10 protein-coding genes and 1 pseudogene are annotated in these 12,918 nt (G+C 40.7%); 2 read left to right on the forward strand and 9 right to left on the reverse strand.

Features of this window, described 5'->3' with window-relative positions:
• Positions 1-13 precede the first annotated feature (13 nt).
• From H6F47_RS16585 to H6F47_RS16620, 9 genes and pseudogenes are all read right to left on the reverse strand, one after another.
• Positions 14-1,231 (reverse strand): hypothetical protein, encoded by a 1,218-nt coding sequence (locus H6F47_RS16585; protein ID WP_190650094.1) that lies wholly within the window; start codon positions 1,229-1,231, stop codon positions 14-16.
• Positions 1,228-2,286, reverse strand: a complete 1,059-nt coding sequence (locus tag H6F47_RS16590; protein ID WP_190650095.1) for an NAD-dependent epimerase/dehydratase family protein — start codon at positions 2,284-2,286, stop codon at positions 1,228-1,230. Before H6F47_RS16590 ends, H6F47_RS16585 begins: the two co-directional genes overlap by 4 nt.
• 76 nt (positions 2,287-2,362) lie before the next feature.
• Positions 2,363-3,112 (reverse strand): FkbM family methyltransferase, encoded by a 750-nt coding sequence (locus tag H6F47_RS16595; protein ID WP_096571366.1) that lies wholly within the window; start codon positions 3,110-3,112, stop codon positions 2,363-2,365.
• 19 nt (positions 3,113-3,131) lie between these two features.
• Entirely contained in the window at positions 3,132-3,506 is a 375-nt protein-coding gene (locus tag H6F47_RS16600; protein ID WP_242027412.1) for a hypothetical protein, read from the reverse strand.
• Between the two features lie 39 nt (positions 3,507-3,545).
• The gene (locus tag H6F47_RS16605; RefSeq protein ID WP_190650096.1) at positions 3,546-5,447 is read right to left on the reverse strand and encodes an ABC transporter ATP-binding protein; all 1,902 of its coding nucleotides are present in this window, start codon (positions 5,445-5,447) and stop codon (positions 3,546-3,548) included.
• 131 nt (positions 5,448-5,578) lie between these two features.
• A complete protein-coding gene (locus H6F47_RS16610) occupies positions 5,579-6,514 on the reverse strand; it encodes a DUF4351 domain-containing protein (protein WP_190650098.1) in 936 nt (311 codons plus the stop codon).
• 134 nt (positions 6,515-6,648) lie between these two features.
• Positions 6,649-6,792: pseudogene (locus tag H6F47_RS27995) on the reverse strand (RNA-guided endonuclease TnpB family protein); the annotation flags it as partial.
• A complete protein-coding gene (locus tag H6F47_RS28910; RefSeq protein ID WP_190348092.1) occupies positions 6,789-7,382 on the reverse strand; it encodes an Rpn family recombination-promoting nuclease/putative transposase in 594 nt (197 codons plus the stop codon). The gene H6F47_RS28910 and the pseudogene H6F47_RS27995, both read right to left, overlap by 4 nt.
• Positions 7,383-7,754: 372 nt before the next feature.
• On the reverse strand, positions 7,755-9,080 hold the full coding sequence (locus tag H6F47_RS16620) for a glycosyltransferase family 4 protein (RefSeq protein ID WP_190348091.1): 1,326 nt from the start codon (positions 9,078-9,080) through the stop codon (positions 7,755-7,757).
• A gap of 866 nt (positions 9,081-9,946) precedes the next feature.
• Between H6F47_RS16620 and H6F47_RS16625 the strand changes: the two genes are divergently transcribed.
• Together H6F47_RS16625 and H6F47_RS16630 are read left to right on the forward strand one after the other, a co-directional pair.
• Positions 9,947-10,462, forward strand: coding sequence for a helix-turn-helix domain-containing protein (locus H6F47_RS16625; protein WP_242027413.1), 516 nt, complete (start codon positions 9,947-9,949; stop codon positions 10,460-10,462).
• A gap of 102 nt (positions 10,463-10,564) precedes the next feature.
• The gene (locus H6F47_RS16630; protein WP_190650100.1) at positions 10,565-12,796 is read left to right on the forward strand and encodes a polysaccharide biosynthesis tyrosine autokinase; all 2,232 of its coding nucleotides are present in this window, start codon (positions 10,565-10,567) and stop codon (positions 12,794-12,796) included.
• The last annotated feature ends 122 nt before the right edge of the window (positions 12,797-12,918 follow it).

The raw sequence follows: 12,918 nt of genomic DNA on the forward strand, positions 1-12,918 counted from the left end.
GGATAACTCATGTCTAACTAGTCAGGCCTTCCAATTCAATAAACCGTTTAACTTGATTGACAAAATTTTGGTGACTTAATTCTTTTTCCCCAACCCAAGCAACCGTTTTAGCGGAGGCTTCATAAAGACTGGTATTTTCCGCTAGGGCGGTAATTTGTTCAGCAATGATTTTTGGATCTAACGAAGTACAAAGCGCACCCAATGGATACTGCGCGTAAAAATCCACCAATGAACCATATTCAGGCACGTGGGCAAAAATTGGACGGCCGAGGTTAACATAGGTACTGAGTTTAGTGGGGAAGGAGAGTTGAGCCAAGGGTTTGAGGTAGGAAGCAAAGGGATAAGGAACATAGAGCAAATCGCACTCAGCTAGTCGTTGTCTAACTTCATCAGTGGTTCGCCAACCTAAGTATTCAACATGGGCGGGGCTTGTACAGGGTAGGGTGATTTTTCCCGACATGACAATCAATTTAATTAGCTTGTTACCCCCAACTTGCCAATTGATATAAGCCAGAGCTGCAAACAATGCCTGCCAAGCATCAGGGGCATACATCCCCCCGGAAAAGCCGATGCGGAATTCATCGGTTGATGAATATTCAGTCCGAGCTATTACCTGATTAGATAGTCCATGACGGATAATTTCACAACGGGCTGTGTAGCGTTGTTTATAGCTTTGAGCCATAGTTTCACAAATCACACCAGTCTTAACTGATTTTTTCAGGAGTAGACCAAATCTCTTTCGGGTGCGAAATCGCATGGTAGCGTCAAGTCCACGCTGTTGGGTGAGGTAATCAATGTCATCCCAGACCTGGGTGTATAAAGGTAAATCACACTTTCCCATCAAACCAAACAGGGCATCAACCACCACGGTTGTATTCAAAATGCCCCAGATACTAGTGATACCTAATTCCCTCACTTGCTGCTCGATCTGGCTAACTAGGACTTTGATCTGTCTATCGTAAAATAGTAATCGTTCACCCGCACAGACTAAACCCCCCAAACGTCCACCCCAACGCCGAACGGCATGTTCTGGGGGAGATTTTAGCGGAAAAATTGTATTCAACTGCTCACTATTACCCCTAGCTTCCTCGGTAAAGGTCTCCCCAGTTAAAAGAGGAGCAACAATAAACTCTTCTCTTTTGAGGCAGGTCAACATATCCCGCAACAAGATTTCTCCCACGTTAGCCCCTCCAGGGACAACGGAACCAATAACAATTAATGTTTTTGTCATCGCTGCAATAGGTACATGGTAGCCATTTCCTGGAAAATGCTATCTAAACTGCGGGTAATTTGCCAGTCGGGAAAATGGTTGTGAATTTTACTTAGGTCACTAATATAACAAATGTGATCGCCTTCGCGATTTTTATCGACGTAAACGGTTTTGAACGGTTTATTTAAAAGCTGTTCCGCCTTGGCGATCGCCTCAAGGACGGAAATACTGTTTTTTCTACCACCACCCAGATTATAGACTTCACCGCAACGGGGATGTAAATAAAATTGATGCAACAAAGCACAGACATCAGAGGCGTGGATATTATCCCGCACCTGTTTACCTTTATAACCGTAGATTTTATATTCTCTTCCTTCCGCACAGGCTCGCACCACATAAGCTAAAAAACCATGGAGTTCAGCAGCGCTGTGGGCTGATCCCGTCAGGCACCCGCCGCGAAAACAGGCGGTTTTCATCCCAAAGTAGCGGCCATATTCCTGTACCATCACATCCGCTGCTACTTTACTCGCACCAAATAAACTATGTTTACTCTGGTCAATGCGACAGGTTTCGGTAATACCGCCATAGTCCTGGGGATTGGCATAGTCCCAACGGCTCTCTAGTTCCACCAATGGCAACTCATTGGGGGCATCACCATAGACTTTGTTAGTGCTGAGGAAACAAAACACTGCTTCAGGGCAAGCCCTTCTGGTGGATTCCAGCAAGTTTAGTGTGCCAACGGCATTAACATCAAAATCATCAAAGGGACGACTGGCGGCTAAATCGTGGGAGGGCTGGGCTGCGGCGTGAATAATCAGGTCAAATTTTTGTTCTGAAAAGAGGTTCAGAATAGAGGGGCGATCGCGGATATCAAGGGAGAAATGCTGATACTCCGGACAGTCAACTTGTAACTGCTGCAAATTCCAGGTAGTGTCACCGTCTTTGCCAAAGAAGTCGGCTCGCATATTATTGTCAATACCTGTAACCTGCCAGCCCATTTGGGTGAAATAACGCACCGATTCAGAGCCGATTAAGCCAGCGGAACCGGTGACTAACAGTTGCTTATCAAAAGGCATATTTACAATGAAAAAGGTTTCTAATACAAAAGGAAATCTATATGTAAAAAAAATACGACTAAATTAAGTAGAGTAACTAGATACCGAGATTTTCAAAAATCGCATCTGCGAAAAGTATTTTATCGCCGGATCGAGAGCGAAATTGCTCCAGATTGCCCCGATAAACAAAACCCAAATTGCATAGGTATTTGTAGATATCATCAAACAGAGGTTGTTTTTCATAAAACTCATAAAAAGAAACCTCAATAATTACTAGCTTGGCACTTTTAAAAGTCTTCTCTCCTCCTTTAATAACAGAAAGTTCATAGCCTTGTACATCCAGCTTAATTAAAATATTATCCCCAATAGTTTGATTGTTCTCTTTTACCCATTGGTCTAAACAAGTTTGTTGAACCATAACACTGGTATTAACTGATGATTCTGGCCATTCTTCTTTATGCAGTTTAGACATATTCAACATTGAAGAACTGGGGGAAAAGGAACTTGAGAACATTTGCTTTGTGCCAACTTCGTTTCCTAATGCTAAATTAAAAGTTTTAATGTTAGTATCTTCTGCACATAATGAATAAAGCTCCTTATAAACATCAGGTAGGGGTTCAAACGAATAGATAGTTGCACCCGGAAACACATGACGAATTGTTCTAGCAAACTGTCCCTCGTTGGCACCAACATCGATAATACTTTTTATATCAAAATTGGCAAGAAATTGATAATTTTCTAATTCTTTCATTTTCTTTTCTCGTTTTTGTGCTTCACGAAGATTCTTTAGAAGCCTAATTTCCAAACCAAGAGAATTGAATATTTTATGCATCACAGCTTTAATCATAGGGCTAGAAGATTGAGTTTCAAAAGATGGGTTTTAAACATAAAACTAGGAAGTGATCGCCAAGTTTCATAGTCCAAGGCACACTGGTTAAATGCTTGAGATGTGAGTATTGCGGGATTGACAATATGGCTCTCAAAAATCGGGCAAAGTTACGGGCTGCTAATGTAGTTTCAAAGGCAAAATCAGTGTTAGCATTTACCAGTGTTTCTAATCTTGCTAACATTAATCCTCCGGCTTGAACTGCTACAGATTCGGGGTTAAAAGGAGAAAGTCCGGCTGCTATTTCATCAGCGTTGACGTATTCAAATACTTCTAGAAAATAGGGGAGAATTTGCATAGCGGCGGTAGTTTTACCAGAACCGTTTGCACCACCAATAATGTATAAGTTAGGCATTATTTTAATGGTAAGTTTATTCAGCAAGCCCTATATATTTCAAGTATTCTGCGAAGGTGACAACGGCACTTTCTTTTGGCTTGACTGTAACTGCCAATAATTTCTATAGATACCCGACGACAACCCCAGTAACTCACTGTGGGTTCCCCTTTCCACAATGCGTCCCTGCTGAAGCACCACAATCTGATCCGCATTAACAATCGTCGATAATCGGTGAGCAATCACTAACACCATCCGGTTTTGCCCAAACTTATCCAAAGCTTCTTGGACAAGCTTTTCTGAAACCGTATCTAGAGCGCTAGTAGCCTCGTCTAAAATCAGCAAATCCGGATCGGATAAAATCGCCCGGGACAGGGCGATCCGTTGCCGCTGACCCCCACTGAGTCGGTACCCCCTCTCCCCGACTACCGTGTCATAGCCCAAGGGTAAATCCTGAATAAAGCCATCGGCTTGAGCCGCTTGGGCGGCAGCCATCACTTCCCAATCTGTAGCAGTCGGACAAGCAAAACGAATATTTTCAAGGATAGTGGCATTGAACAGAAAAGTATCCTGACTGACAACCCCTAATCGTTGCCGCCAGCTACTAGGATCATAGTCGCACAAATCCCGACCATTGACCAAAATCTTTCCTCTGGTCGGATCATAAAGCCCCACCAATAAATCCGCCAAGCTAGACTTACCCGCCCCCGACTGTCCCACCAGGGCCGTTACTTTGCCCAAAGGTAGGACAAGATTAATATCTTGCAGTACCTCCCCCTGATCAGCCAAATAACGCAGACAAACCCCATGGAAGCTAATATCTGTGGCTAGGTTAGTAAAGGGTACTGTTCCCAGCCGCCCAAACTCCTTATCTCTGGGGTCAAGAATTTCTTGAAAGCGGGCTAACCTACCATAGTTATCAGCAAACCCCGTGACCGCTCCAGTAACACCCTGAAGACGGATATTAAACCGTTGCAAGGCCAAGACAAAGGTGACTAAGCTGGGTAACACCCCAGTGCTCCGCCGGGAAAACAGCAAAAAGGCAATACCCGCAATAATAGCCAACAAAATGACCGGTAAGGTTTGGGTAATGGGATTGGTAATATTCAGCAAGCGGATCTGTTTTTGCAGCCCCGGCTTAACCTGCTCTACTAATGCCTTAATTTGAGCCACAGCCCTGGATTGACGTCCTGTGGTGTGCAAGAGCCTTAACCCCTGCAAATTTTCCGTTACCTGTTTGCTAATTTCCACCAGTCCTTGCTCATTAACACTAGAGTAATGGCGGATACGGGGCAGTAATTGCTTTTGGATAACATAAAAAACTAAGACAGTGGACAGAGCGGCCAATAACAGCCAAGGGGAAATCACCACCAGAATGCCTAGATAGACCAAAAGCAGCAAAAAGTTAGTGATCAAAGTATTAGCTAATGTAATCTGGGTTTTAACCGTGGGACCAGCGCTACTGGCATAGGAAGTTAAATCTCCTACCTTATAACGACTGGCACAGGCAAAGCTAAAACTGAGAATTAGGCGATGAATATACTCTGTGAACTTAACCTGTAATCTGATCCCCAAGTCCCCCGCAGTCACCGCATTCCAATAGTTGCAAAGCCCCAGGAAGATTTGGGCTGTCACTGCTAGTCCTAATAAGAGAATAAATAACACCTCCTGACCAAGGGCATTCAACCAACTCCCTAGTCCGGGGACTCCTGCTAAGATGGCATACTGGTTCCAGTCTATTCCTTGGGGAGTGCTCAACAGGGTAACCGCCAAGAAGATAATGCCAAAGGTTCCCCCTTCAAACATAGCCCCTATAATACCAGTGACAAAGTTGGCTAGGATTAAACCCCAGTTCTCCCATGCAGACTGCAAAATCAGTCGATCTGCTTCAGTTTTCAGGTAACGCTTCAAAAACCTAGAGGCTGATCTGCGTCCTAGCTTCACTGTCTTTGCTAAATTCATTAATTCGGTTAAGGTTGTTTACAATAAGTCAAGACTTGATTTTCCCAATACCAAAGGCGATCGCACCAGTGTAGCAAGGCGATCGCCTTTGCCGTGCTGCATCATACCCAATTAATCTCATAAATTTTTGATTAACTGATATTTTGTTGTAACCAATTTTCCAGTTGATTTATCTCAGTGATTTCTAGTAAATCTGTAGCCAAATCTTCTAATTTAGAAGTTGACAATTGATTAATTTTAAGGTTTAACTCCGATGATAAAGCCCCAAAACGACGGTCAATTAATTTCTTTACTAACTTGAGACTTTCCTGCTGTAAACCCTGCTGTAAACCCTGCTGTAAACCCTGCTGTAAACCTGTTGCTAGACCTAGTTCTAAACCCTGTTTTTCTCCTGCTTCTAAACCTTCCTTTAATATTTGTTGATACCAAGGAGACTCTCTTAAAATAGTCATATCCCACCTCATTATCTGTTGTACTAAAGGTATATCTAAGACAAAACTAGCAAAAAATGATAGTAATGGTTCTAAATCTGTTAGAGTTTCATTGGCTCGTAATTCTACTACTGCTTTTCTGACTATGTTTTCATTTCCTCCTCCTTTTAATATTGGTACGAAAGGTAATAAACTTGATAGCTTATTCTCAAAAACTAAATTAACGTCTAGTTCCCATAGATTAATAACATGATAATTTTGATAACTTTTGATTTCCATAAATTCCGCTTCATAGAAGTTAGGAATTATTTCGCTTTGAGAGTTGGGTAAAATGTTGACTAATACCGGATAAACAGGTAAGTTATAGTTTTCTTTGGCTAGGGCGGTATAGGCATAGATTCTTACAGGTACTTGTTTAGTATAACGCAATTGTAACTCATTGAGAATTAAAAATTCTCCGGCTTTAGGACTGGAGACTTTAATTAATACATCATTTTCTCTAGCTACCCATTGAAAATCAGAATTAATAATTTCCTTAACTGTTAGGTCAGGGTTGTTAGTTAACCAACGTACCCATTGTTCAGGTGCTAGACTAATTAATCTTTTACCACCAATGTCTGCTTTCTTTTTAGTCATTTTTAGTTATATGTTATAAATCTATAGGCGATAGCGATAGCGCTGCTGCAAGCAGATCGCACCAGGGCATAAAACTTCTGATGGGTTCAAAATTAATGCAGACTGTAATGGTGCTGCTAATATTTTGAGATAAGTTTTCCCATATCAGTGTTATCTTTTTGTTTTTTATTCCACCCGAATACAATTGTGCCAATGTTGTTAGTTAAGCAATGATTAATTACCAATCTTGCAGCTTTATTAACGGCATCCCTGGCTTGACGATTGCGTTTTTCAGTTATGTTATCGACTTATCCCCATGTCTAAAAGCCTGGGGCTTGCGTCTCGTTTCAGGGTCAGGATGTACAGCTAAGGATTCTAATGTTCCCCCTTTGCTATTGGGAGCCAGGTAAGTAAATCCTATGACTTTACCAGAATTTTCAATAGCTATATAAACGGGAAATCCCCGGCGATATTCTTCTACCAGTAGGTAGAAAACATTTTGAGGCGGCTGGGGATAACAAATATCTAGTAATTCTTTTAGGTCGGGGAGTATATTATGTACGTTATTTCGGTGGTAAATCTGTATGGTATCAGCGGAGGACATAAACACTGGTAAATTATAACGCTCTTCTGCCAAAGCTGTATAAGCCCGTATCCTTCGAGGCATTTTCTGATTGTACCGTAGCTGTAATTCGTTGAGCAGCAAAAATTCCCCTATTTCTGGCGATAAAACCTTCAGTAAAACATCACTTTCCCGCTCTATCCACTGAAATTCAGTGTTGAGGATGTCTTGTACTTGTAAGTCACTGCGCTGGGTAATCCATTTTTTCTTCTGGCATTGTGGACACCAAAAAGCTTCTAACCACTCTTCCTTTATGGGTACGGACACACAAGTGTTTTTTAACTTTGATGAATCGGACGTAACTTTATATTTGCGACTGACACTATCTAGATAACAACTATGAATAGGACAGTAAATAGCTCTACGTTTGGAACGTTTCCGATTATGGTTACACCTTTTATGCAATTCGTCCCCCTAATATCAAAATCAATAGGAAGGTTACGTTTGGAGAAACTGAGATCAATCAGACCATCAAAGCCCACTCCACAAAAATCAGCTTATACTGAAAGTAACTATTATTTTTTTTAATTCACTTAATAATAAACTTGAGATGAAAAACCCCGTTAGGAATTATTTCATTTTTAGGTTTATCTTATTTTATTACACAAGTCAATTGTACCACAAATTCAAGCAGTAATTTCAAAAATTTTTACCCTTTTTAATATTCGCTGTTTGCAGTAAAACCTCAAGATACTGTTGGCAAATAATTTGCGGTGTAAAGTGGGATTGTAGATACTCACGGCCAGCTTTACCCATCTGTTCTGCTAGTGTTTGGTTACTTTGCAATAAACGGATAAATGTCGCCAGTCCCTGACCATCCCCATGGTCAAATGCTGCCCCACATTCAGCGTCAGTAATTATTTTTCTTAAGCTAGAGTCGGGTGAACAAACTACCGCCAATGGTCTCCCAGCTGATAATGCTGAATACAACTTACTCGGCAATACTAAACTTTCGCTGCTGGGGTTAACACTCACTAAAGACAGGTCGCAGGCTGTGAGAGAATAGGCTAAATCTTCCTTATCTTGATAAGGTAAAAATGTAAAATTACTTAGCTCTAGTTGAGAGACCCTAGCAATCAACTCTTCCCGTTTAGCACCCCCACCAATACACACAAACTGCACTGACTCATGTTGTAATTCTCTGGCCGCTACTAACAAAGTATCGATGTCGTGACATCGCCCCATATTCCCAGAGTAAAGGACAGTGAATTTATTGACTAAGTTGTACTTCCACGCAAACCAGTTTTCTGATTTGGCAATAGGTACAATTAAATCTGGGTTAGCCCAGCTATGAATTACAGAAACTTTATGGGCGACTTGGGGACAGTATTCTACAACCCGTTGTTTCATCTCTGGACTGAGAACCACAATTCCCCCAGCTTTGAGCCAAACTCTCTGATTTAAACCTTGCCAAAGTTTTGTTACCCAGTGCTGCTTTGATACTACACCCAGTGCGATCGCCACATCTGGATACAAATCATAGACTATACAAACATAGGGCAACTTCCACAGCAGATTAGCCACATAACCCACAATGGGCAAAAATGGTGGTGCTGTTGTGATCAGTAACACATTACTTCGCCGCCAAGGTGAGAGCAGATACAAAAAAGCACGAATGCTGTATAAAACTCCATTTACAGCCTTTCCGCGAATTCTCCCAGTCCACATTTGCGCAGTCCGAGACCTATGAATCCTAGTTTGCTCACGCAGTTCCACACGGGGAGCCTTACTCACCCTGAACGCATATCCAGGTTGACTGGTAAACACATCAATCTCTACCCCCTGCTGTTCTAACTGCTGTACAAGTTCCTCAATTAATTGTCCTGTAGCAGCATAGTCTGGAGGAAAAAACTGTGTAACTACAGATAACTTAATTGTTTGCTCATAGAAACAATCATCATCCTTATTTGTACCATCTACCGACGACAGTCCTAATGGTTTGTAGGTCTGTTGAGCATTCTTCATACATCGCAATTAATTTTTAATTTAGGCTAATACTAAGCTGTTATTTATGTAGCTACACAGAAGAGTTGAATGTTAAGATTTTGAGGATATTGTTCAAGTTGTGCATTGGTATTGGTGATACCAAACTTGAGCAATTAGAGAATCTTATCGCAGGATTCAGCACTTATATAGAAATAATATCACAGTATCACAATATCACAATATCACAATGTTACAATATAGGACTTACGCATTGACAGGATCAACCAAATATGAGGTATGGGTTTCGGGCATTTTAACGTGATTTTTTAATTATTTTTGGGCGATAGCGAAGCGCTGCTGCAAGCAGTTCGCTATTGATCGGAAGTTAATCGCCAAAAGCCTGAAACGACGGATTTTCGTTCATGCACATCATGGTGAATTTGTACAGTGCGTAAGTCCTACAATATTACAATATCACAACATCATTGTTATTTCATGTATCAACACTGTATAAATCTCTATGAATCTATCCGACTAATACCCTTGTATTTCTTAGATAGCAAGGACACACAGGATGTAGGCATTTTGTGCTTTTAGCCCCTATCCCCTTAACCTTTATAAGCACATATAGGATAATCTTGCTACTGCAAAATTAATGTCATTGAGTGCTATTTATAAGGAAATGGAGTGAGCCAAAACCACTGAAGCAAATAGGACTTACGCATTGACAAAGTAGTAAAATAGTGTATTGATAGAAAGTGTTATCTACTCAGCAGGTATCAAGTGTCAACAGTTCAGGGTTAGTAGCTAGTTACTGTTTTCTTAACTAATACTAACAAATACTCACATTTCCCAAAATTTCCACTCATCTGCTCTTGATGACAGAATTACAGTAAAATCACTGTATGCTACTAGGATTCAAAACCCAACTCAAAGTTAACAAGCAACAACAACTACTACTGGCGCAACACGCAGGAGTAGCCAGACACGCTTGGAATCAAGGGTTAGCACTGTGTCAACAGGTATTATTACATAACAAACTGCAACCAGAAGAAAAAATCAAATTTCCCACAGCCATAGATTTACACAAATGGTTAGTAGCAGCCATTAAATCTACCCATCCTTGGTATTATGAAGTGTCTAAATGCGCCCCTCAATACGCATTAAGATATTTATCAGATGCCTTTAAATCCTTCTTCAAAAAAAGTAAAGGGTTTCCTAAGTTTAAGAAAAAGGGTAAACATGATTCTTTTACCTTAGATGGTGCCATAAAAATTGACTACAGAAAGGTAAAAGTCCCTGTAATTGGTTGGATAAAAACTTATGAAATTCTCCCTACAGTATATCAACCGAAATCTGTCACCATCAGTAAACAACTCTATATTAGACCTCTCCGAAAAAGATGTAGGGACAATTCATGAATTGTTCCTACGAATGGGTTTCAAGTTACGCATATTTAATTACCGGATATGTCTATTGGATTTAATCTGATCTTCGTACTTAGTGAAAATAGAGTGTAAAATATGTCTAATATCCACAATCAAACTGACAAACCCGTAAATCCCGAACAGACGAGAAACTCCATCACTCCATTTTTTCCCTATCCCCCTTTTCTGGAAAATCAGCAACAAGAAAATCGGCAACAAAGGGAGGATTGGAATTACAAAGAATTTTTAAGTTTGTTAAGGCGTCGAATTGTAGTTGTTGTGGGAGTAGCTACAACTGTACTTGCCAGTGTAGGTGTAAAGATTTACTTAAATCCCCAAAGCCCACCAGAATATGAAAGCAGTTTTACAATCCTGGTTGAAACCCCTGATAATAGGAGTGAGTTGTTAAACTTAGGCGATAACATCAACCGAACAGTTACAGAGAGTTTCGATTATGAAACTCAAATTCTCGTGATGTTGGGTTCTGACATTCTGCAAAACAGCATTAAACAGTTACAAGCTAACTATCCAAACATCAACTATGGATATCTGACTCGGGGTCTAAGGATTTCTCGTGTAGGTCAAACCAAAATTATTCAAGTCAATTATCGTAGCCAAAACCCTGCGGAATCCAAAGATGTACTAGAACAAATTGCTGCCGATTATTTAGCTTACAGTCAACAACAAAAGCAAAATACCCTCAGTGAAAGTTTAAAATATCTAGATGAGGAAATACCCAAGATACAAAGACGCGTCAACCAGGTTCAGGCAACATTAGAACAGTTCCAACGTAGGCATAACTTTCTTGGTCCAGAAGTCCTAGCGGAAGCAATTGGAGAGCAAATCACAGATGTAAATCAACAACTGCAACAACTACAACTACCACTAGCCCAAGCTCGTGCTGATTGGAATTTCTTACAAACTGAAGATGGTGTCAGGTCTATCCTGGATAACTATCCTATATATCGGTCATTAAATGAAGAATTGCGCCAATTAGATATTCAAATTGCCACACAATCATCTGTTTTTCAAGATGGAAACCCCGCTCTAATTGCACTCAAGGAAAAACAGAACAACATCAGACCAATAATCGAGCAAGAATCAGAAATATATATCCAAACTAAGCGAGTAGAAGCATATAAATTACTCAAATCCTTAGAACTTAATCAACAAGAACTGGAAAAAAAACGCCGAATTTTAGAACGGAAAAACCTGGAATTACCTACACTGATCCGACAATATACAGAAATACAACGCCGTTTAGCTATTGCTAATGAAAGTCTGAATCGTTTTTTATCAGCTAGGGAAGATTTGCTCATTAAACAATCCTCTCAGATGGAACAAGGTTGGCAATTAGTTCAGTCACCTAACCTACCCATAAGTCCTATAGCTGTCTCTTCAACTATGATCCGGGATATGATCATGGGAATTGCCGCGAGTATCTCACTAGGGATTGGTGCAGCTTTACTCTTGGAAAAGCTAGATCATACTTATCACAACGCTTTGAGCCTCAAAGAAAGAATCAAATTTCCTGTATTAGGGAATATTCCCTTTAACCAAGAAATGCAGCAGGATAAATCCCCTACTCTCAAACTCAAAAATGCTTTGATACAATACTCGGATGGGCAGATGGAAACTACTACCCAAAGAACCACCGTAGCCAAACGGCACTACACCAATTACGCTAACAATTTTATCGAAGCCATCAGGGTACTCTACACAAATATACAATTATCAAGCTCTGATACTCCCATCAGTTCTATTACCATCACCTCCTCCATGCAAGGTGACGGTAAAAGTACAATTGCCTTTTATCTGGCTCAAGTAGCTGCAACTATGGGGAAAAAAGTATTACTGGTAGATACAGATTTGCGCCGCCCTAATATTCATACCTTGGCAAATGTAAGTAATCTCTGGGGTTTGAGTAGTTTAATTACTACGGATATGTCCATAGAAAATGTAGTCACAATACTACCTGCTATGAATGAATTATCTATCATTACTTCTGGACCTATTCCCCCCGATGCACCTAAGTTACTCTCATCAGGGAAAATGAAAAAACTGATGGCACAGTTTCAAGATACCTTTGATTTAGTCATTTATGATGCTCCTCCCATTGTGGGTCTAGCTGATACCAATTACATCGCTCCCCAAACCGACGGTGTGGTGATGATCGTCAGGATGGATAAAACAGACCGTTTTGTATTTGAGCAGGCTTTAACTGATATGAAAAATGCGTCCATTGATGTTTTAGGCGTAGTTGCCAATGGACAGCATGGTCGTTCAGACAATTACTACAACTATTATTACCACCAAGGTGAGGAATAATCTGTCAACAGGAAGAATATATCACAAGAAAATCGCCGAAAGGCACGGAAGCCACTTGGCTATCTTACAGTGGAGGAAGTGCCAACGGCGAATTTATTCGCCGCGAATATGATATGATTGGA

The sequence above is a fragment of the Sphaerospermopsis sp. FACHB-1094 genome (assembly GCF_014696195.1).
Classification (GTDB): Bacteria; Cyanobacteriota; Cyanobacteriia; order Cyanobacteriales; family Nostocaceae; genus Sphaerospermopsis; species Sphaerospermopsis kisseleviana.